The 26,120-nt window shown below is 56.9% G+C and carries 25 protein-coding genes, 1 other RNA gene and 1 pseudogene; 10 read left to right on the forward strand and 17 right to left on the reverse strand.

Going from position 1 to position 26,120, the window contains the following annotated elements; genetic code table 11:
- Entirely contained in the window at positions 1 to 1,407 is a 1,407-nt protein-coding gene (locus tag AC3ISI_RS03510; protein ID WP_489335496.1) for a DUF2252 domain-containing protein, read from the reverse strand.
- Positions 1,408 to 1,596: 189 nt separating this feature from the next.
- Here AC3ISI_RS03510 and AC3ISI_RS03515 point away from each other — a divergent pair, with 189 nt between their 5' ends.
- Together AC3ISI_RS03515 and AC3ISI_RS03520 are read left to right on the forward strand one after the other, a co-directional pair.
- Positions 1,597 to 1,848 carry a helix-turn-helix transcriptional regulator gene (locus tag AC3ISI_RS03515; protein ID WP_489335497.1) on the forward strand — a complete coding sequence of 84 codons (252 nt, stop codon included), beginning with the start codon at positions 1,597 to 1,599 and terminating at the stop codon, positions 1,846 to 1,848.
- Positions 1,845 to 3,044, forward strand: a complete 1,200-nt coding sequence (locus AC3ISI_RS03520) for a type II toxin-antitoxin system HipA family toxin (RefSeq protein ID WP_489335498.1) — start codon at positions 1,845 to 1,847, stop codon at positions 3,042 to 3,044. The genes AC3ISI_RS03515 and AC3ISI_RS03520 overlap by 4 nt, the downstream gene beginning before the upstream one ends.
- Positions 3,045 to 3,112: 68 nt before the next feature.
- Here the strand turns inward: AC3ISI_RS03520 and AC3ISI_RS03525 are convergent, their stop codons facing one another.
- From AC3ISI_RS03525 to AC3ISI_RS03535, 3 genes are all read right to left on the reverse strand, one after another.
- The gene (locus AC3ISI_RS03525) at positions 3,113 to 3,511 is read right to left on the reverse strand and encodes a PIN-like domain-containing protein (RefSeq protein WP_489335499.1); all 399 of its coding nucleotides are present in this window, start codon (positions 3,509 to 3,511) and stop codon (positions 3,113 to 3,115) included.
- Entirely contained in the window at positions 3,508 to 4,200 is a 693-nt protein-coding gene (locus AC3ISI_RS03530; protein ID WP_489335500.1) for a DUF433 domain-containing protein, read from the reverse strand. Before AC3ISI_RS03530 ends, AC3ISI_RS03525 begins: the two co-directional genes overlap by 4 nt.
- Before the next feature lie 276 nt (positions 4,201 to 4,476).
- A complete protein-coding gene (locus AC3ISI_RS03535; RefSeq protein ID WP_489335501.1) occupies positions 4,477 to 5,394 on the reverse strand; it encodes a hypothetical protein in 918 nt (305 codons plus the stop codon).
- A 184-nt stretch (positions 5,395 to 5,578) separates the two neighbouring features.
- On the opposite strand from AC3ISI_RS03535, the gene AC3ISI_RS03540 reads away from it, so the two are divergent.
- Positions 5,579 to 6,001: an organic hydroperoxide resistance protein gene (locus AC3ISI_RS03540; RefSeq protein ID WP_489335502.1), complete on the forward strand. Its 423-nt coding sequence runs from the start codon at positions 5,579 to 5,581 to the stop codon at positions 5,999 to 6,001.
- A gap of 173 nt (positions 6,002 to 6,174) precedes the next feature.
- On the opposite strand, the gene AC3ISI_RS03545 is transcribed toward AC3ISI_RS03540, so the two are convergent.
- The 3 genes from AC3ISI_RS03545 to AC3ISI_RS03555 all read right to left on the reverse strand — a co-directional run bounded on the left by AC3ISI_RS03545 (position 6,175) and on the right by AC3ISI_RS03555 (position 8,939).
- Entirely contained in the window at positions 6,175 to 6,384 is a 210-nt protein-coding gene (locus AC3ISI_RS03545) for a hypothetical protein (RefSeq protein WP_489335503.1), read from the reverse strand.
- Between the two features lie 246 nt (positions 6,385 to 6,630).
- Entirely contained in the window at positions 6,631 to 7,746 is a 1,116-nt protein-coding gene (locus AC3ISI_RS03550; RefSeq protein ID WP_489335504.1) for a glycosyltransferase 61 family protein, read from the reverse strand.
- Between the two features lie 38 nt (positions 7,747 to 7,784).
- Positions 7,785 to 8,939 (reverse strand): hypothetical protein, encoded by a 1,155-nt coding sequence (locus AC3ISI_RS03555; RefSeq protein ID WP_489337621.1) that lies wholly within the window; start codon positions 8,937 to 8,939, stop codon positions 7,785 to 7,787.
- Positions 8,940 to 9,572: 633 nt separating this feature from the next.
- Here AC3ISI_RS03555 and AC3ISI_RS03560 point away from each other — a divergent pair.
- Positions 9,573 to 9,788: pseudogene (locus AC3ISI_RS03560) on the forward strand (transposase domain-containing protein); the annotation flags it as partial.
- Positions 9,789 to 9,930: 142 nt separating this feature from the next.
- On the opposite strand, the gene ssrA reads toward AC3ISI_RS03560, so the two are convergent.
- The 7 genes from ssrA to AC3ISI_RS03595 form a co-directional block, all read right to left on the reverse strand.
- Positions 9,931 to 10,324: a transfer-messenger RNA gene (gene ssrA, locus AC3ISI_RS03565) on the reverse strand.
- A 97-nt stretch (positions 10,325 to 10,421) separates the two neighbouring features.
- Entirely contained in the window at positions 10,422 to 10,694 is a 273-nt protein-coding gene (locus AC3ISI_RS03570; RefSeq protein ID WP_489335505.1) for a hypothetical protein, read from the reverse strand.
- A 200-nt stretch (positions 10,695 to 10,894) separates the two neighbouring features.
- Positions 10,895 to 13,705, reverse strand: coding sequence for an FAD-binding and (Fe-S)-binding domain-containing protein (locus AC3ISI_RS03575; RefSeq protein ID WP_489335506.1), 2,811 nt, complete (start codon positions 13,703 to 13,705; stop codon positions 10,895 to 10,897).
- Positions 13,702 to 14,373, reverse strand: a complete 672-nt coding sequence (locus tag AC3ISI_RS03580; protein ID WP_489335507.1) for a LutC/YkgG family protein — start codon at positions 14,371 to 14,373, stop codon at positions 13,702 to 13,704. Before AC3ISI_RS03580 ends, AC3ISI_RS03575 begins: the two co-directional genes overlap by 4 nt.
- Entirely contained in the window at positions 14,373 to 15,827 is a 1,455-nt protein-coding gene (locus tag AC3ISI_RS03585) for a LutB/LldF family L-lactate oxidation iron-sulfur protein (protein ID WP_489335508.1), read from the reverse strand. The genes AC3ISI_RS03580 and AC3ISI_RS03585 overlap by 1 nt, the downstream gene beginning before the upstream one ends.
- Entirely contained in the window at positions 15,824 to 16,648 is an 825-nt protein-coding gene (locus AC3ISI_RS03590; protein WP_489335509.1) for a (Fe-S)-binding protein, read from the reverse strand. The genes AC3ISI_RS03585 and AC3ISI_RS03590 overlap by 4 nt, the downstream gene beginning before the upstream one ends.
- A gap of 150 nt (positions 16,649 to 16,798) precedes the next feature.
- Positions 16,799 to 18,493, reverse strand: coding sequence for a lactate permease LctP family transporter (locus AC3ISI_RS03595; RefSeq protein WP_489335510.1), 1,695 nt, complete (start codon positions 18,491 to 18,493; stop codon positions 16,799 to 16,801).
- Between the two features lie 262 nt (positions 18,494 to 18,755).
- Between AC3ISI_RS03595 and AC3ISI_RS03600 the strand changes: the two genes are divergently transcribed.
- Positions 18,756 to 19,523 carry an FCD domain-containing protein gene (locus AC3ISI_RS03600; RefSeq protein ID WP_223516354.1) on the forward strand — a complete coding sequence of 256 codons (768 nt, stop codon included), beginning with the start codon at positions 18,756 to 18,758 and terminating at the stop codon, positions 19,521 to 19,523.
- A 129-nt stretch (positions 19,524 to 19,652) separates the two neighbouring features.
- On the opposite strand, the gene smpB is transcribed toward AC3ISI_RS03600, so the two are convergent.
- Positions 19,653 to 20,135, reverse strand: a complete 483-nt coding sequence (smpB, locus tag AC3ISI_RS03605) for an SsrA-binding protein SmpB (RefSeq protein WP_007942908.1) — start codon at positions 20,133 to 20,135, stop codon at positions 19,653 to 19,655.
- Positions 20,136 to 20,253: 118 nt separating this feature from the next.
- Between smpB and AC3ISI_RS03610 the strand changes: the two genes are divergently transcribed.
- Genes AC3ISI_RS03610 through AC3ISI_RS03620 form a run of 3 tightly spaced genes read left to right on the forward strand, consistent with a single transcriptional unit; the run spans position 20,254 to position 22,406 of the window.
- Complete coding sequence (locus AC3ISI_RS03610) at positions 20,254 to 21,657, forward strand: sodium-dependent transporter (protein ID WP_489335511.1); 1,404 nt, start codon at positions 20,254 to 20,256, stop codon at positions 21,655 to 21,657.
- 7 nt (positions 21,658 to 21,664) lie between these two features.
- Entirely contained in the window at positions 21,665 to 22,099 is a 435-nt protein-coding gene (locus AC3ISI_RS03615; RefSeq protein WP_489335512.1) for a type II toxin-antitoxin system RatA family toxin, read from the forward strand.
- Positions 22,092 to 22,406, forward strand: coding sequence for an RnfH family protein (locus AC3ISI_RS03620; protein ID WP_489335513.1), 315 nt, complete (start codon positions 22,092 to 22,094; stop codon positions 22,404 to 22,406). Before AC3ISI_RS03615 ends, AC3ISI_RS03620 begins: the two co-directional genes overlap by 8 nt.
- A gap of 60 nt (positions 22,407 to 22,466) precedes the next feature.
- Here AC3ISI_RS03620 and AC3ISI_RS03625 read toward each other — a convergent pair whose 3' ends face one another.
- Positions 22,467 to 22,994: an outer membrane protein assembly factor BamE gene (locus AC3ISI_RS03625; protein ID WP_489335514.1), complete on the reverse strand. Its 528-nt coding sequence runs from the start codon at positions 22,992 to 22,994 to the stop codon at positions 22,467 to 22,469.
- A 97-nt stretch (positions 22,995 to 23,091) separates the two neighbouring features.
- On the opposite strand from AC3ISI_RS03625, the gene fur reads away from it, so the two are divergent.
- Positions 23,092 to 23,496 (forward strand): ferric iron uptake transcriptional regulator, encoded by a 405-nt coding sequence (fur, locus tag AC3ISI_RS03630; protein ID WP_026013299.1) that lies wholly within the window; start codon positions 23,092 to 23,094, stop codon positions 23,494 to 23,496.
- A gap of 75 nt (positions 23,497 to 23,571) precedes the next feature.
- Here fur and recN read toward each other — a convergent pair whose 3' ends face one another.
- Positions 23,572 to 25,245, reverse strand: coding sequence for a DNA repair protein RecN (recN, locus tag AC3ISI_RS03635; RefSeq protein ID WP_489335515.1), 1,674 nt, complete (start codon positions 25,243 to 25,245; stop codon positions 23,572 to 23,574).
- Between the two features lie 240 nt (positions 25,246 to 25,485).
- Between recN and grpE the strand changes: the two genes are divergently transcribed.
- Positions 25,486 to 26,052 (forward strand): nucleotide exchange factor GrpE, encoded by a 567-nt coding sequence (gene grpE / locus AC3ISI_RS03640; protein WP_489335516.1) that lies wholly within the window; start codon positions 25,486 to 25,488, stop codon positions 26,050 to 26,052.
- Positions 26,053 to 26,120 lie beyond the last annotated feature (68 nt).

Here is a 26,120-nt window from a genome sequence, read left to right on the forward strand (position 1 = left end):
TTACGGCAAATGATCCGCCGCAAAGTCCGCCTCCGAACGCGCGCGCAACTGCCCCTTGCGGCAGGCTTGCTGGAATCGTTCGTAGTCGCGGTCATTCTGGTCGGTATAGCTTTTGGCATACTTGACCAGTGCCTGCGCCAATGCATCGCTTTTGCCGATGTAGCCGCTGATCTGCGAGGCATGCCCGGATGATTTTGCATGGCCGCGGGCGAGGGCGCGGCCACACAAGCGTGCGTAGGCCGCAAACGCTTCGGCGTCGAAGGTTTCCAGTTCGGCCGAAATTTTCATGTCGCGCAACTGGCGCACATAAAAGTGTCGACCGCTGGGGCCGGTAGTCCAGCCGAGGAACAGGTCACTGGCCGATTGCATCAACCGCTGACCATCGACCACTCGCTGACCGTTATGCCGCACACGTGATTTCGCCTTCACGTAGTCGGCGAGCACTGAACGCCGCGCTTCTTTGAATTGCAGGAACAGCGGGAATTCTTGTTCATCCGTGAGCAACGCCACCAAGCAACGCGTGCCGACACTGCCCACACCCACCACTTTGAACGCCATGTCGTGAACGTGAAAACGTGACAGCAGTTCTCGCCTGTCGGCTTGCAGCGTGGTTCGATAATCACTCATGAATGTTTTGTACAGAGGGCGCCAGTCCGCGAGGCGCAGCCAGTCATCGTCAGCACCCAGCAGGGTGGTGTTTTTGTGCAAATGGAAAATTTCCGGCAGGTCATCGCGAATGACCAGATGACCTTTCGCGTGACGTTCGCTGATTTTCGGCAGCAGTTCGGCATGCGTACGCCGTTCGGCTTTTTCGATGGCGCGCTCCACATGCTCCAGCGTGCTTTTGCTCGCCTGCTTGAGCAAATCATCGTAACTGATGGACTCGTACCAGTTTTCCAGGGTGCTTTGTTGGGCGCACTCCAACATGGTTTCCTGATAGGCGCCCACCACTTGGCGGCAGACGGTTTCTTCTACCGTCTCGCCGTGGCGCAGGTCCCGGGCCGCCACCATAAAACTCGCCACCAGACGCTTCAGGTCCCATTCCCAAGGGCCGGGGTGGGCTTCGTCGAAATCATTCACGCTGAACAGCAGATTGCGCTCGGGGGTAGCAAAACCGCCGAAATTCATCAGGTGGCAATCGCCACAGATCGTCGATACCAGACCCATGTCAGGTGTGGCGGCCAAGTCGTGGGCTTGCAGCAAGGCGTTACCGCGATAGAAGGCGAACGGCGAAACGAGCATGCGGCCATAGCGTAACTCGACCAGCGATTTGATCCGGCCCTCACTGGACCGCTTGATCAACGGCAGCGGATCGCGCGTTACTTTACCCATGACCGCCTGAGCACTACGCGAGCAGTTTTTGCGAGCATCCTTGCCTTGCTTCAAACGGTCTTCGAGGGTGGTCATGTGGGCTCTTTTGGTCTGAGTTTTGAGGTGAATTCGAACTGAGTGTAGAAGGGGATGTGGGTTACGGGTTGGCCTGCTTAGCTGGCGATTGGGTGGGGAAATCAGCAAAACTCCGAGAACCAGTCAATCGGATTAGCTTGAATGTGATGTATACGATACATTGCGTTATAAATGTTACGGTAACTGCACATGGACTACTCGCTGATCATCTCCCGCCTCGGTAAGCAAATACGCGAAAAACGTATCAATCGTGGCCTGACGCAAGTCCAGCTCGCCGAACTTGCGGGGCTGACGCGACATAAAGTCATCGCGGTAGAAAAGGGCACTCTTACCGTCGGGATGATCGCTTTTGCGCGAATTCTAGCTGCGCTGGATTGTGAGTTATCAGTCATTCCAGTGGCAATGCCGACGCTTGAAGAGCTTGGGGATCTGTTCGAATGAAAATGACATCTCTCGGCGTCAGCACCCCAGAAGGCAGTAGCGGCAGAATCCTCACCAGCGCGCAGGATTTCCTGTTTCGCTATGACGAAGATGCGCTGCCTGCCATGGCGATCAGTTTGTCGATGCCTGTGCGAGCAGACGAATTCCGTCGACGCGACCTGCATCCGATTTTCCAGATGAACTTGCCGGAAGGTTATGTCCTGGAGCAATTGCGTAATCGCTTGGCTAAAACCGTTAATGTCGACCCAATGCTGTTGCTGGCGCTTTCCGGTAGCAGTTCGCCCATTGGACGGGTCCACGTACGCTCTGAAACGGTCGATATCTTACTGGCTGAACAGCAGTTTCCAGGGGAAAAGCTCGAAGAGATTCTGACGTGGGACGGTACCGAAGATATCTTCGCTGACCTGCTTGATCGTTACATTCTTCGCGCAGGCATTTCTGGTGTTCAACCCAAGGTGTTGGTACCTGAGCAGCAGGAAATTGATTGGCCGCGAGTCACCTCGAAAACCTCTGAATTGATCATCAAAAGTGGTCGGGAGGAGTTCCCAGGGCTGGCGATCAACGAGTTTCTTTGCATGTCCATTGCCAAGGAAGCGGGTATTCCCGTCCCGGAGTTTTTTCTCTCTGATAACGCGCAGTTATTTGTCATGCGACGCTTTGACCGAGACGATCAGTTAAACCCGATTGGTTTCGAGGACATGGCAGCATTGATGGGGCTTTCGGCTGATCAGAAGTACAGTAAAAGTTATGCGGCAATCGCTAGGGCTGTTCGGTTGTTCTGTCCGGCAAAACACCAGCGATCTTCTCTCGATCAACTCTTCGATAGTGTGACTTTGAGCTGCATTGTGGGAAATGGTGACGCCCATCTGAAGAACTTTGGCCTGCTCTACTCGGAGCCTACGCAGCGCGATGCTCGGCTGGCACCGGCTTACGACATCGTCAACACCACAGCCTATATCCCGGAAGATGTTTTGGCTCTGGATCTGGTGGGTAACAAGTCACTGTTTGCCTCCCGCCAAGGATTGCTTGAGTTCGCACAAACGTGTGAGGTCGAACAGCCGAGAGCGCGTATCCAGAAATTGTTAACAGCGCTGGAGGTCGTGCTTGACCGCTATCCACAGCATAGAGATCGGGCCCCTCATGTTGTGACTGCCATTCAACAGGCGGCTGCGCCATTTGTGCTGACGTTTGGGTAGGCTGTTTCGAGGAGTGAAAGGGGGCGTGGAGGCTTCTCAACGGCAATCTATTAATTGAATGGCGAGCGTTAAATCTTTATCTGATCATGGGCAGGAAACTTCCACGGCACACGGAACACAGCGCCGCCTCTTATCAGATTTGCTTGAGCCGTGATTGCAGGCCACCAACGCACCAAGTTATGAGCCTTGTTCCAATAGGACTCATTTCCCCAATGCTTGGCCAGGCAAAAAACGGGTAGACCGGACTCGCGAAACGCTCGTTTTTCTATATCGCCCTTTGTAAATTTATCTTGTGAAATTACCGCCCAGCCGCCTTCTTTACTTAGAACTGAAATCCAATCGGCGTCGGTGGTGTTGTGCTGAAACTTATCTCTCAGAGGTAATACTGAATGGCCTTCTACTTTAGTCAGTTCATTCAAGGCACGGGCCAATGCGGCAGGAAGGTTATTATCCAGCAAGAAGTTCAAGCGGCATTCCTTTGCTCAAAGTGCACCGCCGCTTCAACGGCTGCCGTAGAGATCTCATAGAGAAGTGCAACCCGTTTGGTGTCTTTCCCCTCTGTCTCATAAGCGCTAAAAATCGTCGCCGTATCGATTCCTGCAGTTGTGAGAACGGGTTTGCCAAAGTTTCGAGAGGGGTCCAGAACGATGGCTTTGCTGCGCTTGACCGGATACCAACGCTGAGCGGCCTCTGATTCCGTATAGTCAATGCCTTCATACAGGGAAGGCTTGATGACTTGCTCAAAAGCGTATTGACGCTTTATCAGATCCAGAAGGGATTCATCTCCAGTTTCACTCAATACGGTGGCGAAAATACTTCGGCCGTCGGTTTGAAAGCGTTTGCAGGTAAATGGATAGGCCTGATTAAACAATTGTTTTGCTTGCTGTGAGGCATTGCGGATGGCTTGCAGGCTGACACCGTGCTGACGGAAGGCATGGACGAAACGAATTTCCAGGAGGTCATGAAAGCCAAGAATGCCCTCATCCAAGCCAGCCAGTTCTGAGTTCCAAATCCCCGGATACTGAACACCGTGCGCGGTATATCCGAATAGCCACCGGCGAATATCGGCAGCTGGAATCCCCGTGTAAAGGGAGGCCTCTGCCGGTGTGTATAAGCCAATACCGACAAGGCGGCTAGGCAGTTTGATGGTTTGCAATGTGGCCTCCCTGTCATCAGGTTATTCGGCGAGGTGATTCTGGTGGGAAGGGCGATCTCGAGCAACCGGTCGTGGACGAACAGCCGTTTGGTTGGTTCAGCGTAAGTCTAAAGGTTGATCGGCACAATCAGCTCAGAGTCGTTAAGGTTTGAAGGAAACTTCCGAGGAACCTGTCCTTTATTTCGTCCGCTAGAAGGCCAGGAGTGAGCTGAGTCTGTTGGCTGGAAACGTTCTGCTGAGTTGAATCCAAAAAAGCACCTGCGAGGGCTAAAATTCTCAATATTCAGTGACCTCATCCGCCCTCAAAACCCACCCCGCCTCCCCAGCCACCAACCTGTACTGAACCTGCCGCATCCTCCCCGTCCGTCCCGCCTCAATATCGGCACTTTCATAAATCGGAAACCGGCGTACCAGCGCATTTTCCACGACGGAAAACTCATCTTCCCCCTGATACCCCTCCGCCGTTTTTGCGTTCTCACTAACAGCCGGAAGGTAAATCTCGCTCAGCGACTTTTTGTGGTTGGCCGAGTAGGCGACCAGTTCTCCAGGCATGCCGCGCCCAGGTGAGCGGGCGAAGATGTAAATCTCCGGTGAGCCATCGCGATCCAGGTCGGCGACTTCCGCGCGTGCGATGTTGCCTGTGAGTGGTCGAGTGATATCGGAGTTGTCGATTTCCAATCCTTGAGGCGAGATGCGCACCACAGGATTTCCGTCGACCCATTCCCCCTTCACATGAAAACGTATGCCTTGCAGTTCGAGTGTCTGATCAAACGGTTGGGCGCTATCTGTCGGGGGGCTGAGGTTCAATGAAAGGCTGTAATAGGCTACCTCGTTGCGCCGTGCAGCGTTGCGCATGAGGTATACCTGAACCATGTATTCGCCATCGACGGGCAGTGGGCCCATGAAGTGATTGCCCATGATCGATCCGTTGAACAGCGCAGAGTCGGCCCCTTTGGCAGTGATGTTGAAGTAAGCGGATGCGTTGGAAGGCTTGAGGTTGACGGTCAGTATTTGGCCCGCCTTCGCACTGACGCGGTGCTGTGCAGTGAGCGGGCCTTTGATCGAATGGTTGAACTTGGCGCTGTCGGCGCCTTTATCAAAAGGGACTTGCTCGACACGAGGCGTGAGTTCGGTGGCAGCGTGTACAAACGTGGAAACCACAGCCAACAGAACGGCGTTGATCCAGCGGTTCATGTTTTTTTCCTGAGAGGACCTGGAGCGAAAGGATAGATAACACCCTGCAAGTCTGCGAAGACACAAAAAAGGCAGTGGTGCTGATCGTTTAGCGCTTTTTTTTCATCCGACCAACGTCACCTGTGAGCAGATGCTGCACTGCTAGGCTTGCCTACTCTGTCGCTTCCTATCAGGAGTCACGGTCATGAGTACTGCACTGGATACCGTTCTGTACACCGCAAAGACCCACACCGTTGGTGGCCGCACCGGCGCCGGCAAGTCCAGCGATGGCGAGCTCGACGTCACCTTCAGCGCCCCCGGCTCGGGCAAGCCCGGCACCAATCCGGAGCAACTGTTTGCCCTCGGCTATTCAGCCTGTTTTATCGGCGCGATCCAGGTGGCGGCGGGCAAGATGAAAATCAAATTACCGGAGGATACGTCGGTGGATGCCGAGGTGGATCTGGGTAAAACCACTGGTGGAGATTTTCAGTTGGCGGTCAGATTGAGTGTCAACATTCCCGGTCTGGAAGCGGGGGTGGCGCGAGAACTGGCTGAGGCTGCGCATCAGATCTGCCCGTATTCGCGGATGACGCGCGGGCATGTAGAGGTGGAGTTGAAGGTAGTTTAAATCCCAGCCACACACTGAACTTGCCTTTGTGGGAGTGAGCCTGCTCGCGATAGCCATCGTACATTCAATATGGATATCAACAGACACACCGCCATCGCGAGCAGGCTCAACTAAATGGGTGTCTGGTTTCATTAGACCACTACACGCCGGATGTGGGGTTTGACACCGGGCAGTCACTCCGGCGCCATCATTACCGCCAGCGTCATTTTGATGAACTCTTCATTCTTGTCGATGGTGTCCAGGGCGCCGCGCACGTTGTCGGCAACGTCGGCCGATCCGCGCTGCTCGACCCAGTTCGACAGCTCCATGATGGCCGCCTCAAGGGCGAGCTGGTTTTCATTGAGCTTGAAGAGCAGGGAAGGGAGTAGGTCTGAGTTCGGCATGGGATTTCCTCCGTGTCGTAAATCAGCGTAGCAGGGAGGAAGTGGGTCGGCAGAACAACGGAGGAAGGCGTTGCTGAAAAGTCGCTGAGGCCAGTATGAATCCACAAAAATCCACAACAACCTTCAGCAACATGTGAAGCCCCAGATGCAACGAAGCCCGCACTGGGCGGATTTCGTTGGTGTATCAATTGGTGGACCGAGGTGATTTGAACTTGGTAGCAAGCTCTCTTGCAGTTGGCCGCGTCATCATGACGGCAGCAAGTCCAGGGTTCGCTCGAGTTCATTGAGGTCGATCCTGAAGCCACTCCCATCCGGTGTGCCTACCACGAAACCGAAATGCTGCTTGTCGCGATCGGTCAGATACTTGAAAAAGCTGACAAAGCGATTCGGTGGTTGCAGCGTCAGCACCGAAGCGCCGGGCGCAAGAACATTAATGCCGTGGATGAGCTGGCTTCCTTCGACGCCCGCCACCACCCTCGCACCGGCGCAGGTCGCTACGATTGTCGAGAGGTCGCAATTCGAGGGGTCGAGGATGTGAAAGCCCCGCTGCTTTTGCAGGTGTTCTGCGATCTCCAGTTCATTGCGCAGTAGGCGCAGATCCCCGCTGCTGCCACGCAGAATGAAAACCCCCGGGTGAGACTGGTAGGTCACCCGTGAGAGGAGCTTCTCTCCCATCGCCCGGTATCGCAGATGCTGATTGGTGTTGTGGCTCGAATCGTCAAACAGTACCAACTCTCGGAAAAAGGCGCTGTGCAGACGTAGCGGCTGCATGCTAAGCCAATCTTCATAGTCCGGGGCTTGACGATAGAGAGGAAACCTGGCCGATGGCGCGGTGGTTACGGGGACCCCCTCGTTGCAGGCCAATGCATAGGTGACGCAGTCTTCGGCCAGCCAGGTGCCGAACCAACGGTTGCCATAGGGCGAGCAATATGCGGCCCCGCGCTCGATCTCCTTTTCCACGACTATCCGTGGCAACCCGTTGGGCCGGTCGGACAGCCAGAAGCTGGCATTGCCCTTGTAAAGCGCACCATCGATCAGCAGGACGTCCTTGATTAGATGGCCCCGTGTGGGACGTTGTTCCACACTGCCCAACCCCTCCATGGTCCGGCGCGGATGTTCAAAGGGAAAGAAGCGCGCCGCTTCCCAGCCGGTCACCCGCTCCAATTGGTCAGGTAGGAAAAAGGCTGGTGGCGCAGGGGTTAGCTCGCGGGGGGCGATCTCCCAAGACTTAACCGCGAGGTTCTTCAAGTTTTCCGCCTGCTTTCGCGCCAGTTTTTTTCTTGCTAGATACCAGTAAGCGGCAAGACTCCAAGTTTTCCGGTCGGATCCCGTTGTATTTATATCCGAGACATCACTTTCCATGAAGAGACCTCTCTGCGATAGATGTTTATATATGACGCTCAGTTTGACGGAATTTTTTCCACGGTGGGCGGAGACTGGAAGTGGGCATAGCGATCACGCAGGTTTTCCAGCATCAGTTCGCGAGGATTTTTTGCGCAGTAGAGGTATATCTTGAACAAGCCGCCGAATACCATCTCGCGATAACGATTGATGACTTCCTCGTCGCTCGGCCCATCCGGCAGGCCCATGTGAAGTGTTAGTTTCTTACCTTCGACGGCAAACAACGGGAACTCCCAGAGGAACTCAGCAATGCCGGTCTTTGGCAGACGGACGAACATGTAGGCCTGGTTGCCCAGGGTATCCACGTCACCGCCACGTCGCCGCTTCCATTTCAAAAGGCCATCGTCAGGACGTGCTAGACACTGACCAATATCGTAGTAGTCGAAGCCATGCTCGATGGCCCATTCCAGTGCCATGAAGGTGGTGATCGAGTTGACCTCGCGCAACCGCTTGGCATCGGTGAAGACCGCCTCTGGATAGCCGAAGCGTAGCGTGCTCCAGTAGCGCTTCCCGGCCCGGGTTATCACACAGCCGAAGTGGCAGGCGACGACCTCATCGCCCTGCATTATCAGGTCGAGCCGGCCAACGGTCTTGGCGATGCGGAACAGATCATTCGAGTCAAATTGCTTGGCATAGCCGCCATGCCGCGCCAGGGCATAGGGCTGCAGCATCTCCCGGTCGGCCTTACCTATCTCGTCGTCTGTCAGCGCCTGCTGCATGCGATACATCGGTCGGCACTTGCGGATGTTGCGGCGCAGCTCGCCGTCGTACCGTGCGATGATCTCCTCCAGAGGGCGCCCCAGAGGGATGATGGCGCTTAGGTAATGGGGTACGTATAGGGCGCCAGCGCTCGGAACCTCGCTGACCAGCACCACGTGGGGCGCTGCGGTAGACTGCACCTTGCCATCGCCCAGCTCGGCGTTGGCCTGCGGCTTGCCGCTGATGAGCAGCTCGGCCATTACTCTCCGGTTCTTCCTGCCGACATAAAGGATTTCGTAGTTGCTACTCTTCTGCAGCCGGAACCTGGCGACCTCCCAGCGCCAGAAACATGCGCGTCCGAGAATATCCTGCCCCCAGGCCAAGTGTTTTCTTATTTCGAAGCGCATCGAAGGAGTTATTAAGCTCCGTATCAATACTGCTAGTTCTTCTCTCATTTTTTTCACTGATATCCTTTGAAGCGGTCTATTAGCTCGTTCTGCAAATATCAAGAAAACTTCAGGTGGAATATTTTTAAAGTTGAAAAAAGAGAATTTATAATTATTAAGTCAAGTATGAGTGCATGCTTATAGTTATTAAAGATGTGCCCTGCAGGCTTGTCAAGCTGAGCTTAATGGCTACAATTTGTATGTTTCATGGCGCCAATATTTTGTATGTTTCATGACGCCAATATTCATGTGTCGAACAATCGCCAAGCGCACTCCAAGGCGCTGAGGCAGCCCCGTAAGCATGTCTGTCGGTTAAGGCGGGCAGGGGGCTGACTGGCCTGGGATGATGAGGCCAAGCCAGACTGAGCAGTTTTTGATGTATTCAATGTCGGAGTCGAGGCGCTGGATCATCTGCGCGTTTTCCTTGATCTCCCCATAAACGTCGCGCTTTGACGCCGTCGCCCCCGTGCTCTCGCCAGATGACGTCATAGTTGGCCAGCAGCTCCTGGGATTTCTCCGCGACGAACGCGACTACGGCGCGCCAGGTGCGTTACTTAGAATGGGTAGACCAGCAGCACCGCCCAGCCCAACGTGCCCCGGTCTTAGGGGTGGGGGCGCGGGGGTAACCGCATCCGACTACCCGACAACCAGATCCGGCCGTGGGCACTTGGACGCTCGAACTGGTTGTTCACCGGATCATTACGCAGCGGAAAACGGGCGGCGGCGATCATGAGTCTGATCCAGTCGGCGCGCATGAATGGGCATGATCCGTATGCCTATCTGAAAGATGTGCTGATGCAGCTGCCGACGCGGCGAGCCAGTGAGATTGGGCAACTGCTGCCGCATGAGTGGATGCCTGCCTGGCTTACGCCAGGTGACTTCGGCAGACGCTTACCTTTTTCTGGCTTTGCCGTGCTGTCATCAAGCTCAAAATCCACCCCTTTGGATACAAAAAAGGCACTTGCGAAATTCGCTAAGTGCCTGATTTGTAATGCTTGTTTGGTGGAGCCGGGGGGATTTGAACCCCCGTCCGCCAGTACTCCGCTGTCGGTACTACATGCGTAGCCGTGTCTATTAAGTTAACCCTCAGCGACCCGACGGGCAGGGTGCTTTGGGCGAGTTGTGTAAGTTTTAGCCGCTTCGTCCACAACGTACTGCACGGCGATTCTGTTCTATATGACAATCACTTTGGGTTTACAGACATCCCCTGATGATTGCTGGACCCGAAGGTACCAGGAGGGAAGGGCTAAGGCTGCTTACGCAGCGAGAGCGTATTCCCCGTAGGTTTCGTCATTGGCAACTATAAGAAGTTGCAACAGTGGATTTACGAGTTCTGTTACCAACTCGGCATGCACCTAAAGTTTCGCAACCGGCGTCGAATCCTAAACGGCCCCGAGCCTGCTGCTCTGTGAATCAAAGTGAGCAACAAGCCTGCGCAGTGTACGCCAACAAGGCACAGAAGGCCAACCCGAAGGTTGGCCTTGAGCTGAGTTACTTCCCGCCTTTTTTTGAGTCAGTGACCGTCTTGATGATGTCGTTGGTCTCGTCTATGCAAGCTTGAATACCTTCCTTGGTGCCTTTTGCCTGGTCGGCTTTAGCTTGCTTGACGGAGGCGTCTACCTGATCTGTCATTTCCGGAGGAATCTGTGCCTTGCCGTTTTGGATGGTTTGCAGGTTGACTGCGCAGAGGTCTTCTGCGGCGAACGAAGGGGAAGCCATCACGGCAGCAGTAATGAACAGACCTAACAGAACAGAACGATTCATGTGTATCTCCTTGAGCTGAAGGGCCAGGCATTGCCGGCCATCAAATCGGCTACCGAGTATTGGGAAGGTCCCACATTAGCGGGACTTGATCAGTGGACTGCGGCGGCACGTCAGGGTTCTGTTTTTCTGCTGTAGAGCTGTCGATTCCGGCAAGAACAGCAAGAAAGGCACATCAATGCACCTTCCTTGAGGCCCTGCTATCACAGCACCCTAGCCTTGGTAACGCGATCCACCAGATAGACTAGTCCGTGGTAGTCAATGCCGCCATGTTGCGTCAGACCGATCTCACAGGTGCGGCTGGTAGAGATGCCCTCGCTGCATTGTTGCACCGCGTCCTTGAGCGTGCGCAGCGAATGGGCATTCAATTGCGGCGTGGTGAAACCCTTGTCGCCGGCAAACCCGCAGCAGTGAATCCCTTCCGGAATGACCACAGTTTTGCTGCACTTGCGCACCAAATCGATCAGCGCCTGGCTCTCGCCCAGATGCTGGGTGCTGCAGGTGACGTGCACCGCAATCGGCGCTTCCTGCGGAGTGAAATCCAGTCGATCCATCAAATGCGTACGGATGAAACGCACCGGGTCGTACAGGTCCAGCCGAACCTCACCCAAATCCTCAACCAGTCGTAACGTGCATGGACTGGTGTCGCAGTAAATCGGGTCGAGCCCGCCGCGACTGGCGTGCAGCAAGGCGCCGATCAGTTCCTGTCGTTTGTGTTCGGCCTGTTCGGCGTAACCTTTGGAGGCAAATGGCTGGCCGCAGCAGAGGTTGTCCTGATTGTCCGGGAAGACTACTTGGAAACCGGCCTTTTCCAGCAGCCCGCGGGTTTTGTCGTACAGCGACATCTGCTCTTTATCACCGGCCGCCGGGCCCATGACCCGCGACACACACGCCGCCAGGTACACCACCCGGGGGCGTTCGTCCGACACGGTCGGACTGAAGCGAATGGCTTTTTCCGGCTGCGGCATGGCATTGGTCCATTGCGGGACCTGACCTTTGGACAGCTTCGTCAGCGCAGCCGAAAGTTTCGCCAGACGTGGTGCTCCCAACAGCATCCGCGCGCCATTGGCGACGTGCAGGGTAAATCGGGCGCCTTGCAGTGCGGTGGCGAAATTTCCTTCGAGCCAATTAGCTGTTTTCACACGATTAGCATTACGGCTGCGGAGCTTTTTCACCAGCTCACCGGTATTGATGCCTACAGGGCAGCGCTGCGCACAAAGACCGGTGGCCGCGCAGGTGTCGATGCCTTGGTATTCGTAAGCCGCTTCGAGTTCGGTGGTGTCGACGCCTGCGCGTTTTTTCGCCTGAATATCCCGCCAGATCACGATGCGCTGACGCGGGCTCAGGGTCAGGCCTTTCGACGGGCACACCGGCTCGCAGAAACCGCACTCGATGCACTTATCCACAATCTCATCGGCGGCCGGCAACGGCTTCAGGTGCTTGAGGTGGATTTGCGGGTCTTCGCTGAGCACCACGTCGGGGTTGAGAATGCCGTTGGGGTCGAGCAGGCGTTTGAGCTGCCACATCAACTGGTAGGCATCGCTGCCCCATTCCAGTTCGACGAAGGGCGCCATGTTGCGCCCGGTGCCGTGTTCAGCCTTCAGCGAGCCGCCGAATTCCACTGCCACCAACTGCGCCACGTCGTCCATGAACGCTTGATAGCGTGCGACTTCTTCCGGGTTGTTGAAGCCTTGGGTGAAGACGAAGTGCAGATTACCTTCCAGCGCATGTCCGAAAAGGATCGCTTCGTCGTAGTGATGTTTGTCGAACAACTCGATCAGGCGGTTGACGCCGATGGCCAGTTGTTCCACCGGGAAGGTCACGTCTTCGATGATCACGGTTGTGCCGGTTTTACGCACGGCGCCAACAGCAGGGAAGGTGTCTTTACGGATCGCCCAGAGCCGGGCGTTTTCCACCGGGTCTTCGGTGAAGTCGACCTGTTTCTCCACCGGGAAAGAGGTCAGCGACGCCATGATCTGCGCCAGTTGTTCCTGCAACAAGGTGGACGATGCGGCGCGGGATTCGATCAGCAGCGCGCAGGCATTGTTCGACAGGTGCTGTACGAAAGCAGGCATGCCGGGTTTGCTCTGCACCGAGCGCAGGCTGCGGCGGTCCAGCAATTCCACGGCTGACACCGGTTGGCTTTTCAGCACGGTCACGGCGTTACAGCAGGTTTCCACGTCCGGGAACACGATCAGTGCCGAGGCCTTGTTCGGGTGGTCGATCACCGTGTCGTACGTCACCGCGCTGATAAAACCGAGGGTGCCTTCGGAGCCGACCAGCAAGTGGCTCAAGATATCCACAGGCTCATCGAAATCCACCAGCGCATTGAGTGACAGGCCGGTGGTATTTTTCAGACGGTATTTGTGGCGGATTCTCGCAGCCAGTTCGGCATTGGCGCGAGTCTCGCGGCCCAAGGTGGCCAGACATTCAAGCAGTGAAGCGTGGCTTTGACGAAACGCCGCGACACCGGCCGGGTCTTCGGTATCGAGGCGGCTGCCGTCGGCCAGAACCAGCCGAATGCCGGCCAGCGTGTGATAGGTGTTCTGCGCTGTGCCGCAACACATGCCGCTGGCGTTGTTGGCGACGATGCCGCCGATTTTGCAGGCGTTGATCGAAGCCGGGTCCGGGCCGATCTTGCGTCCGAACGGAGCCAGCCAGGCGTTGGCCTGCGCGCCAATCACGCCCGGTTGCAGGCGGATTTGCGTGCCTTGGCCACGAATCTCGCGACCGTTCCAGTTATCCCCCAACACGATCAGCACCGAATCGCTGATGGCCTGGCCAGATAGGCTGGTGCCAGCGGCACGGAAGGTCACCGGGACCTGGTCCCGTTGCGCCAGTTTGAGCAACGCCACCACTTCGTCTTCCGACTCGACCCGAATCACCAGTTTCGGAATCAGTCGATAGAAACTGGCGTCAGTGCCGAAGGCCAATGTCGACAGCGGGTCGTCGAAACGTCGCTCTTGGGGGATCAGTTGCTGTGCATCTCTCAGGAAAGCCGCCGGTAGACTCATTGGTCCTCCAGGATCAACACCACCAGGTCTTTCGGACCATGAGCGCCGTAGGCCAGGATCTGTTCAATGTCGGCGGTTTTCGACGGGCCGGATACCAACAAAGCGTTGGTCGGCATGCCTTGGGCCCAATTGAATTCCTGCTGCACCTGATAGAAGTTGTCGCGGATTTCACTGGCCTTGAGCAGAGCGAAATGCACCGGTGGCACCAGGCTCATCAGGCGCGGCTCTTCCCGCGTCGGCCACAGAATCAGGCTGCCAGTCGCAGCGATTGCACCGAGGGTACCGGTGAGACTGGCCGGGGTATCGTTGAACAGTTCGGCTTTCCATTCTTCAATCGGGCGGTCGTAGGCTTTGAGCGTCGGCAGCCCCGGATTTTTTGCCCAATGCTGAGTGATGTGTTGACCGTGAGGCGTAGTCGGCGCGATCAACAGACTTGGCAACTGACGATCCCGTAACAACTGCGCCAGCAATGAAGGCCAACCTTCGCCCGACGTCAGATGGATTTCAGTGTGCACCGCTTCCATCAGTTTGCGCAGCTGCGGTATGCGTTGTTCAGCGGTGTAGGTGTAAGGCGCTGTCACCAGTTCGACGTCGAACTCGTCAGGCACCGGCGTGGTGCCGGTCAGACTTTTCCGTAACTTGGCGAGGATGTTTTGCTTGGCGCTCATCAACGGTCTCCCTGTTTGGCCAAATGCTCGCGGGCCATGTCGTGCAGTGAGCGGGCAGCGGGTTTCGGTGCGCTGTGGTTTTGCGTCCACGGGCCGACGTTGTTCGGCGTCAGCGCGCGTAAACGCGTGGCGAAGAAACCGAACAGCCGATACAACGTCGGCGAACTGTTGAGCTTGGCCCAGGCGTTCCAGACAAATCGCTCCTTGCGCGAATACTTGCTGCCTTGGCCGCGCATGACTTGATGCGGGCTGTCAGGGGCTTTGACGTTCTCTTCCCGTAGGCGACGCAGCAGTGCAGGGATAGGAATTTTTACCGGGCAGACTTCGCCGCACGCACCGCAAAGGGAGGACGCGCTGGGGTGGTCCGGGACTTTCGCCAGGCCGACCATGTGCGGCGTGATGATTTTTCCGATAGGCCCAGGGTAAACCTCCCCATAGGCGTGGCCGCCGATTCGGGTGTAGACCGGGCAATGATTCATACAGGCGCCGCAGCGGATGCAGTTCAGGGTCTGGCGCAGTTCGCTGTCGGCAAACGCCTGGCTGCGACCGTTGTCGAGCAAGACCAGATGCACTTCCTGAGGACCGTCGAGTTCGTGCTCCTTGCGCGGCCCGGAGATCATGTTGACGTAGGTGGTGATCGGAATGCCCAGCGCCGAGCGAGTCAGCAACGACAGCAGCGGCACTACGTCGCGCAGGTTTTCCACGACTTTTTCGATGCCGGTAACGGCGATGTGCACCGGTGGCACTGAAGTGGTCATACGCCCGTTGCCTTCGTTTTCCACCAGCAACAGGGTGCCGGTTTCGGCCACGGCGAAGTTGACACCGGAGACGCCGATGTCCGCTTCGAAGAATTTCTGCCGCAAGACTCTGCGACCGATCTGAATGAGTTGGTCAACGTCCTTGGTGTATTCCACGCCAAGTTTGTCGTGGAACAAGGACGCGACCTGACCGGCATTCTTGTGGATCGCCGGCATAATAATGTGTGAAGGCTTCTCGTGGTCGAGCTGGACGATGTACTCGCCCATGTCCGATTCCAGGCATTCAATGCCCTGTTCAGCGAGGAAATGATTCATCTCCATTTCTTCGCTGACCATCGATTTGCCCTTGATCACTTGCCGCCCCTCGTGAGCGCGGATGATCGAAAGGACGATGCCATTGGCCTCGTCCACCGTTTCCGCCCAGTGCACTGTCACACCGTTGCGGGTCAGGTTCTGTTCAAGTTGCTCGAGCAGGTCGGGCAACTTGGATAACGCACGGGCGCGGACAGCATTGCCCAGCGCTCGCAAATGTTCTCGCTCGTGGGCATCGCTGAAGGACGCTGCCCGTTTTGTCATCAGTGAATCCATCGCAGTGCGAAAGTTATTTCGCAGTTGCTTGTCGTCCAAAGCCTTGTGAGCCCGGGCGCGAAAATCTTCGTCGACGCTGACCGTCGGAATAAGCGTGGAAGTGCTCATCGGGCACCTCCGGTTCGTTGCCAGAGGAAACTGGCCAGGTGTTGGCCGCGCAACGCTTCCCGCTGTTTCTCCAGCGAGCCGTTGATGTTCATCAGGCAACCGCAGTCGGCACTGAGTACCTTGTGCGCACCGGATTCCTTCAACGACCGGGTCTTGTCCGCCACCATCGCACCGGAAATGTCTGGCATACGGACGCTGAACGTCCCGCCAAAGCCACAACATTCACTTTCGTGGTCGTGATTGACCCGCTCCACGTTGCTCAATTGCGCCAACAACTCGCGACCGTGCAGGTGGGTGTTCATTTCACGGCGTGCCGAGCACGACGTGTGCAGCGCCACTTTGACCGGCTCGCCGCTGTCCTTGAGCTGCACCTTGCAGACAAACAGCAGGAACTCGGCCAGTTCATACGTCCGGGCGGCGAGTGCCTGGACTTGCTTCAACGTGTCCGGCTCGTCCTTGAACAAGTCGGCGTAATGTTCGCGCAACATCCCGGCACACGATCCCGACGGCACCACCACCGGAAAATCCCCGGCAAACAGCGCCAGTTGCGAGCGCGCCACCGTCCTTGCCTGCTCGGTGTAACCCGAGGTGTAGGCCGGTTGTCCGCAGCAGCTTTGCCCTTGTGGATACTCGACACGAATGCCTTCGCGTTCCAGCAAGTGGATCGCGTCCATCCCGGCTTCCGGGTAGAACAAATCCACCACGCACGTCCCGAACAGGTAGACCCGTGACGGTTTCTCGCTGGGGTACTGCCGAGGCTCGGGCAGTGGCGGTGCGACGCGGGTCGCGTTCGGCACGGCGTTGTAAAAAAGCTCGCTCATCAGGCGGTCTCCGGGTGGTCCCGGTTATTCGTCTGTTGAGGCTGCTGAATATAGAGCGGGAAGCTTTCAGCAGCCTTGCAGACCGGGTTGTGAATTGCTGACACCGGAATCGTGGTCCGGCGTCGGTTTTTGCTTTTTAACGTGTAGTACTTAGTGCACCAGCATGCCGGTGAACCAGTAGGCCTGAGCCAGGGTGATCAAACCGACTATCGTTGCAAAGAATAGGCTGTGCTTGAGGGTGAAGCGGAACAGATCCGATTCCTTGCCCACCAGACCGGTCGCAGCGCAGGCCACGGCGATCGATTGTGGCGAGATCATCTTGCCGGTCACGCCGCCGCTGGTGTTCGCCGCTACCAGCAACACATCGTTGACGCCGATCTGGTGTGCAGTGGTCGCTTGCAACGAGCTGAACAGCGCGTTGGACGAAGTGTCGGAACCGGTCAGGAACACACCCAGCCAGCCGAGGAACGGCGAGAAGAACGGGAATGCCGCGCCGGTGCCGGCCAGTACCAGGGCCATGGTCGAGGACATGCCCGAGTAGTTGGTGACGAAGGCAAACGCCAGCACCATGCCGATTGACAGAATCGGCCAGCGCAGCTCGAAGAAGGTTTCTCTCAAAGTGGTCAGACCAGTTTTAATGTTGATCTTCAATATCAGCATCGAGATCAGCGCGGAAAAGAAAATAGCGGTGCCGGTCGCCGAGATCGGATCGAGTTTGAACACCGCAGGGATGGCAGTCGGCGCCGCCACGATCGGTGCAACCTTGATCACCATTTGATCCAGGTGCGGGATGGCGAAGTTGAATACCCAGCTGTACATCGAACCGCCGACAGCAAACATCGCCTTGAACGGTTTCAGGGTCCAGAGGGTGACCAGTACGGTGAGGATCAGGAACGGCGACCAGGCTTTGATGATTTCCAGGAGGCTGTAAGGCGAAGCGACGGTGGTGCGCTTCTGGCCGAAACCGCCCACGCTGGCGGTCACCACGGACGCCGAGACGGCACCGGCGATGTGTTGGCCGGCGGCGCGTTTTGGCTGCCAGACTTTGAGGAACAGGGTCAGGGAAATCAGGCTGACCAGGGCCGAGGTGATGTCCGGCAGTTCCGGGCCAATGAAGTTTGAAGTGAAGTATTGGGTCATGGCAAAGCTCAAACCGGCCACCAGCGCGGCAGGCCAGGTTTCCTTCACACCGCGCATGCCATCCATCATGAACACCAGCCAGAACGGCACGAACAGCGACAGCAGCGGCAGCTGGCGACCGGTCATTGCGCCGATCTTGAACGCGTCGATGCCGGTCACTTGCCCGGCCACGATGATCGGAATCCCCAAGGCACCGAATGCGACGGGTGCGGTGTTGGCAATCAGGCACAGCCCGGCGGCGTACAGCGGATTGAAGCCTAGTCCGACCAAAAGCGCGGCGGTGATCGCGACCGGCGCGCCGAAACCGGCGGCGCCTTCGAGGAACGCACCGAAGCAGAACCCGATCAGCAGCACCTGCAAACGCTGGTCGTCGGTGATCGACAGTACCGAGCTGCGGATGACTTCAAACTGGCCGCTCTTGACCGTCAGTTTGTAGAGGAACACGGCCGCCACAATGATCCAGGCGATGGGCCACAGACCGTAAGCGAAGCCATACCCGGCGGCGGCGAACGCCATATCGACTGGCATCTGGAAGGCAAAGATCGCCACGGCAATAGACAACGCCAGGGTGATGCTGCCAGCCACGTGGCCTTTGAGGCGGAACACCGCCAACGCCAGGAAGAAAAACACGATAGGGATAACGGCCGCGAGGGCGGAGATGCCGAGACTGCCGAGCGGGGTATAGAGCTGTTGCCAGGTTTGCATATGGGGTGGCCCCTAGTTGTTGTTGGTCAGGCACTGGGCAGCGTTCTTGGTTAATTGGTAATACCAATTTACAATCGCTGTTGGCTAGGGTAAAAGCCTTCTGTGCGGTGTGTCAATTTGCCGCCCTAAAACTTTTGTCGAATACGCCGTGTGCAATGCCACTGACCGGTTTGATGGAGCGTCGTCCTGCCAGGTGCTGACGCCGCGCCAATAGGCCAGAATAGACAGCCGGCGAGCGGTCGGGATCGTGGAGAGTTGAGTTATGGGGTTTGATCAGATTCGTCAGCGCCGTTTGTCTGACGATATTGTCGAGCGGCTCGAGGGGATGATCCTTGAAGGCACGCTGAAGTCCGGTGAGCGCTTGCCGGCCGAACGTGCGCTGGCTGAGCAGTTCGGCGTGTCGCGCCCATCATTGCGCGAGGCGATTCAGAAACTGGCCGCCAAGGGCTTGCTGGTCAGTCGTCAGGGCGGGGGCAATTATGTCGTCGACTCGTTGGGGTCGACCTTCAGCGATCCACTGCTGCACCTGCTGGAAAACAACCCCGAGGCGCAGCGTGATCTGCTGGAGTTTCGCCACACCCTGGAAGCGTCCTGCGCTTATTACGCGGCGCTGCGCGCCACCGATGTGGATCGTGAGCGGCTGACGGCCGCGTTTGAAGTATTGCAGGACTGCTATTCGCGGCATGACGACGTGAGCCGGGCTGAAGAGGGCGCAGCAGACGCCAGTTTCCACCTGGCCATTGCTGAAGCCAGCCATAACGCGGTGCTGCTGCACACGATTCGCGGGCTGTTCGATCTGCTAAAGCGCAATGTGGTGACCAACATTGGCGGCATGTACAAGCAGCGCACGGAAACTCGCGACATGCTGATCACGCAGCACCGGGAGTTGTACACGGCGATTATCGAGGGCCGGGCGGAGCAAGCGCGGGAAGTGTCCAGTCGACACATCTTGTATGTACAGGAAGTGCTGGAAGAAGTGCGTCAGGAAGTGCAGCGCATGGCTCGGGCGGAGCGGCGCAAGGGGATGTAGTCAGTGGATTTTGTGGTGTACATGCGATCGCCATCGCGACAGGCGCGCTCCCACATTTGATCTGTGGCGCTAGAAAAATCAATGTGAGAGCGAGCCTGTTCGCGAAAGCGGTCTCAAGCAGAAAGGAAATTAATCCTCTTTGCCCTTGTTGCGCACAGCGCGCGCCAATTCACGACCGGCGTCGCGTTCGCGTTCGGTGTCACGCTTGTCGTATTCCTTCTTGCCCTTGCCCAGCGCAATCTCGCACTTGACCATGTGCTTGCTCCAGTACCAGGACAGGCACACGCAGGCGTAACCTTTTTGCTGCACGGCGGTAGCCAGCTTTTCCAGTTCGCGACGGTTGAGCAGCAATTTTCGGGTACGGGTCGGGTCAGCAATGACGTGGGTGCTGGCAGTCATCAGCGGCGTGATGTGACTGCCGAGCAGCCAGGCTTCGCCATCCTTGAGCAGCACGTAACTGTCGACCAGTTGCAGCTTGCTTGCCCGCAAACTTTTTACTTCCCAGCCGGCCAGGACCAGACCAGCCTCGAACTTATGCTCGATGAAGTAATCGTGTCGCGCCTTTTTGTTCTGCGCGATGGTCCCTGTTGGGTGTTTCTTCTGTTTAGCCATAGGGGCGGCATTATAGGGAGTTGCGCGCGAGTCGGCTACGGTATCGCTACGTGCTTGAGCAGGTTGATTGAATCCCGGACAATGCGGCCTCTTTTTTGAACGCTTGGGCGTGATAACGATGTCGACAGACAAGGTTTCTGTCCACGGCAGTTGGGCTAGCCGCTGGGTCTTCATACTCGCCGCGACCGGTTCGGCCGTGGGCCTGGGTAGTATCTGGAAATTCCCGTACATGGTCGGCGTTTACGGCGGCGGAGCTTTTGTGCTGATGTTCCTGGCCTGTATCGCGCTGATCGGCGTGCCGGTCATGTTGGCTGAAACCCTGATCGGCCGTCGTGCACGGCAAAGTCCAGCCAACGCCTTGAAGGTGCTGGCGCTGGAGGCGGGGCACTCGGCGAAGTGGTCCTGGGGCGCTTTCGCCGGGATGGTCACGGCGTTGCTGATCCTGTCTTTCTATAGTGTGGTCGGCGGCTGGTCGCTGGATTACATCATCGACATGGGGCGTGGCGATTTTCAGGGGGTGACGGCTGATCAGGTAGGCGCGTACTTCGGCGATGTAATTTCCGATCCTTGGCGCCTGACACTTTGGCACACGATTTTCATGCTGCTATCGGCCGTTGTGATCGCCAAAGGCGTGGTCGCCGGGCTTGAGCGCAGTTTGCGCATCATGATGCCGCTGCTGTTTGTGATGGTTATCGTTCTGCTGGGTTACAGCATGACCACCGGCCATTTCATGGAGGGCGTGCATTTCATGTTCGACTTCCACCCGGAAAAAGTCCTCGACGGTTTGCTGCCCGCCATGGGTCATGCGTTCTTTTCGCTGAGTGTGGGCGTCGGCTCGATCATGATCTACGGCGCTTATATGCCGAAGCACTCGTCAATTTCCGGCACAATCGTCGGTGTGGCGCTGCTCGATACGTTCGTTTCTTTGGTGGCTGGCCTGGCATTGTTTCCGATTGTGTTCGCCGCGGGGCTGAACCCGAGCGAAGGCCCTGGCCTGATGTTTGTCAGCCTGCCCTTTGCCTTTGGTAACGTAGCGTTCGGCCAGTTGATGGGCGTAGTGTTCTTCGTGCTGGTCGCGGTCGCCGCCTGGAGTTCGGCGATTTCACTACTGGAACCGATGGTCGCGTACCTGGTTGAACGCACCAAAGTCAGCCGTGCCTGGGTAACGTTCTGGTTGGCATTCACCTGCTGGTTCGTCGGTTTGGGCACCGTGTTCTCCTTCAATATCTGGAAGGATGCCAAATTTTTCGTGAACGAAGGCGGGATGTTCCATCTCTACCAATGGGGGGCGGCCGGCGGTCTGGACTTCTTTGGCGTGATCGACTTCTTCACTTCGCGGATCATGTTGCCACTCGGTGGTTTGTGTTTCGTGGTGTTTGCAGGCTGGATCATGGGGCGTGAAGCGGTGCGTGACGAGTTGTCGATCCGCAGCCCGATGCTGTTTGGCTTGTCCCTGTTTTTGATGCGCTATGTGGCGCCCATCGGCATTCTCGTAGTGTTTGCCGCACAGCTGTGGAAGTGACGCTGACATGACGACGCATATTCAACGTTCGGCCTTGCTGCCGTACCCGGCGCAGGCCCTGTATGACCTGGTCAACGACGTAGCGCGTTATCCGGAGTTTCTGCCGTGGTGCTCGGCTGCTGAAGTTCTGGAAAGCTCACCCGAGCACATGCGTGCCAGTGTGGGTGTGGCTAAAGGTGGGCTTAGTCAGCATTTCGTAACAAAAAATACGTTGGTGCCCGGCCATTCGATCGAAATGAATCTCGAAGAAGGCCCTTTCACTCAATTGCATGGTATCTGGGTGTTCAAGCCGCTGACTGAGAAGGCCTGCAAGATCAGTCTGGACCTGTCGTTCGACTACGCCGGACCGATTGTTCGCGCGACGTTGGGGCCCTTATTCAATCAGGCGGCCAACACATTGATGGACGCGTTTTGCCAGCGCGCCAAGCAGATTCATGGTTGAGGCTGTGATCGAGGTCGAGGTGGTGTATGCCGCCGTTGATCGTCAGGTGTTGCTAGTGGTCAATGTGCCTGAGGGCACATCGGTGCGCGAAGCGTTACGCCGATCTGCGGTAGGCGTGCAATTTCCTGAGCTGGATCTTGTTAATTGCCCGGTGGGAATATTCGGCAAGGTCATAGCCGACCCACAAGTGCGCGCGGTACAGGCAGGAGATCGCATCGAGATTTACCGGCCATTACTGGCGGATCCGAAGGAGGTTCGTCGGTTGCGTGCCGCCAAAGCGGCCGAGGCCAAAGCCCGAAATCAGTGAGCCGCTAAACGCGGGACAATAAAAAACCCGGATATTCCGGGTTTTTTATTGCGTCGCAAATTATTGCGGCGTGGTGTCCAGTGGTCTCGGCGTCGGGACTGGAACGGTTTCTACACCGTCGACGTCCTTCTGAATCTGGTCCAGTAACGAACCTGGCTTGACCGGTTTTTCCGGTTTCGGCTTCTCGACGTTTTGTACAGGTGCAGTGACTGGCGTGGCACTGTCCTTGCCAAGAATGGCTTCGTCGCGGCTCATGCCTGGCATGAAATCGCCAGAGAGGCTGACAAGCTGATCATTTGAGTTGAAGATGATGCTAATGCGTTCCTGTTGGCGTTCACCGCCACCCGGTTGCAGGCTGTATAGATAATCCCAGCGATCGGCATGGAACGTGTCGGTTAGCAGAGGGTTACCCATGATAAACCGTACTTGTTTACGGGTCATTCCCGGGCGTAACTGGTCTATCATGTCCTGCGTGACGACATTGCCCTGTTGGATGTCGATTTTGTAAACCCCGGGGAATGAACAACCGGCGAGTGCGAGCAGTCCCACAAAGGTGAAACTGGTTAGCAAGAGCTTGGTGTTTTGCATCGGTGGGCGACTTCCACTATCTTGGCTGGGACAACGTAAACGCCGATCATACCCGCATTAAGAGAAGCTGCGAAGCAGCATCGCGAGAAAGCTGACCATGGTTGAAAATAGCGAACTACGCAAAGCCGGCCTCAAAGTGACCCTGCCACGGGTCAAAATTCTGCAAATGCTCGATTCCGCTGAGCAGCGCCACATGAGTGCCGAAGATGTCTATAAGGCGCTGATGGAGGCTGGCGAGGACGTCGGTCTGGCCACGGTTTACCGGGTACTGACTCAGTTCGAGGCAGCTGGCCTTGTGGTGCGGCACAACTTCGACGGAGGCCACGCGGTCTTCGAGCTGGATGACGGCAAGCATCACGACCATATGGTCAACGTCGAAACCAGCGAAGTGATCGAATTCTTCGACGAAGAAATCGAGCGCCTGCAGAAAGCCATCGTCGAAAAGTATGGTTTCGAGATGGTCGATCACAATCTGGTGCTGTACGTACGCAAGAAAAAGTAAGCATGTCGCGCGAATTTCACATTCGCGAAACGAACGAAGGCGACCCCAGGGTCGCCTTCGTGCTGTCTGGCGTTCTTAAAACTTTGCGGTGACGACCATTTTTTTTGCGTGAGCCAGGGATTCCTTGGTCAGGTCGATGCCACCCAGCATCCGCGCCACTTCCTCCACTCGATCATTCTTGCTCAGCTTGGAAACGGCTGTGTGGGTCGCCTCTTCGCCGCGAACCTTGTGCACGAATAAATGTTGGTGGCCCTGCGCCGCCACTTGCGGCAAGTGAGTCACCGTCAGCACCTGCCCACGTTCCCCGAGTCGGCGTAACAGTTGGCCAACGATCTCGGCAGTCGGGCCGCCAATACCTACGTCTACTTCGTCGAACACCAGCGTCGGTACACGAGAGGTCTGTGCGGTGATCACCTGAATCGCCAGGCTGATCCGCGACAGCTCGCCGCCGGATGCCACTTTGGCCAAGGCCTTCAATGGCTGGCCAGGGTTGGCGCTTACCAGCAACTCGACCTGTTCAAGGCCATTGGGTAAAAGCTCATCGCTGCTGTTAGGGCGCAGTTCGATAGTGAAACGACCACCGGGCATGCCCAGTCGTTGAATTTCTTGTTCAACAGCGCTGGCCAGACTGCTCGATGCTTGATGGCGCAAGTCGCTCAACTCGCGCGCCTTCACCTGATAATGGCGGGCATAGGAGGCCAGTTCATCGCTCAGCCGCTCGATGGATTCATCGTTGGCATTCAGGGTTTCGATTTCATCGAGCAGCCGCTGCTGCATCTCCGCGACCTCCGTCGGCTGGATGCGGTGTTTGCGCGCCATGGTGTAGATCGCATCGAGGCGTTCTTCCAGGTATTGCAGGCGCGCCGGGTCGGCGTCGAAGTTGTCGAGGAAGCGATTCAACTCGCCCACCGCTTCTTCTACCTGTATCTGTGCGCTGGTCAGCAGGCTGCTGGCCTCCCCCAGGGCGCCGATCGAGTTGTTGACGCTTGAGAGGCGGTTGAGGCTGGCGGTCAGAGCGTTCAGGACATTGCCGGAGTCACTTTCGCTGCACTGCTCGACGACTTGTCGGCAGATGCCTAGCAACGTTTCGGCGTTGGTCAGGTTCTTGTGTTCCTGTTCCAGTTGCTCCAGCTCGTTTTCGCCGAGGCCGAGGTTCTCAAGCTCTTCAAGTTGATAGCTGAGCAATTGATGGCGGGCGCGTTGCTCGTCGCCGGAGTTGGAAAGGCGTTCCAGTTCCTGGCGGGTCTGGCGCCAGCGTTGGGCCGCCAGTTGTACCTGGCGGGCAAGGTCCGTCGCGCCGGCGTACTCGTCGAGCAGGCGGCGATGAGTGTCGGTTTTTAGCAGCGATTGGTGTTCGTGCTGGCTGTGGATATCGATCAGCAGCTCGCCCAAGGCCTTGAGGTCGCCAAGCGGGCAGGGTGTGCCATTGATGTAGCCGCGGGAACGGCCTTCGGCAGTGATCACCCGACGCAGAATGCACGGGCCATCATTTTCGAGGTCGCGCTCGGCGAGCCAGGTGCTGGCCTCCGGGATATCGACCAGGTCAAAGGTCGCCAGAATGTCGGCCTTGTCGGCACCAGGGCGAACCACGCCACTGTCGGCGCGATCGCCCAGCGTCAGCCCCAGGGCGTCGAGCATGATCGACTTGCCAGCGCCGGTTTCCCCGGTTATCACGCTCATCCCTCGATCGAGTTCGAGATCGAGGTGTTCAACGATGGCGTAGTTATGTACGGACAGGTGCACCAGCATAAAGGCCGCTCCCAGGCTTTAGGTCTGGTTATTTATACAGTGTTTTATTTGCGCCTGACAATGCCTTTGCCCGGCGCGATTTGCTCGGTCTGACGAAATGCCTGGTGCATCGGGTAATCGAAATGTAGCGCTTTTTGTAGGGGCAATCGCAACAAACCCCTTGAAGCTGATTTTTGCGGCCCCATATACCGGGGCAGAAGCGTGAGTTGAGCTCACGGACGATATTGAAAGGAGAAATCTATGGCTGACGAACAGACAGTGGATACGCAAAATCAAGACGCCAACCAAGGCTCCGCGGCTTCGGGTGAAGACCTGGTGGTTCGTGTACAAGTGCTCGAAGAGCAACTGGCAGGCGCGCAGGATCAGGCTTTGCGTGTTGCCGCGGATCTGCAGAACGTCCGCCGTCGCGCCGAGCAGGATGTAGAAAAAGCGCACAAATTTGCCCTGGAAAAATTCGCAGGCGATTTGCTGCCGATCGTCGACAGCCTTGAGCGTGGTCTGGAGTTGTCCAACCCGGACGACGAAAGCATCCGCCCGATGCGCGAAGGTATCGAGCTGACCCTGAAAATGTTCCAGGACACCCTGAAGCGCTATCAGCTGGAAGCCATCGATCCGCATGGCGAACCGTTTAATGCTGTTCAGCATCAGGCAATGGCCATGCAGGAAAGTGCCGATGTCGAGCCAAACAGCGTGCTCAAGGTGTTCCAGAAGGGCTATCAGCTCAATGGTCGCCTGCTGCGCCCGGCCATGGTCGTGGTCAGCAAGGCCCCTGCACCAGTTTCGCCTTCGATTGACGAGCAGGCTTGAAATTGGCCGCAAGGCCCCCATTTATAAGTCAAGCGTTTAAGTGCTACCGCAGTTAGCCACCACTGCTG

The sequence above is a fragment of the Pseudomonas sp. GL_139_B genome (assembly GCF_057834475.1).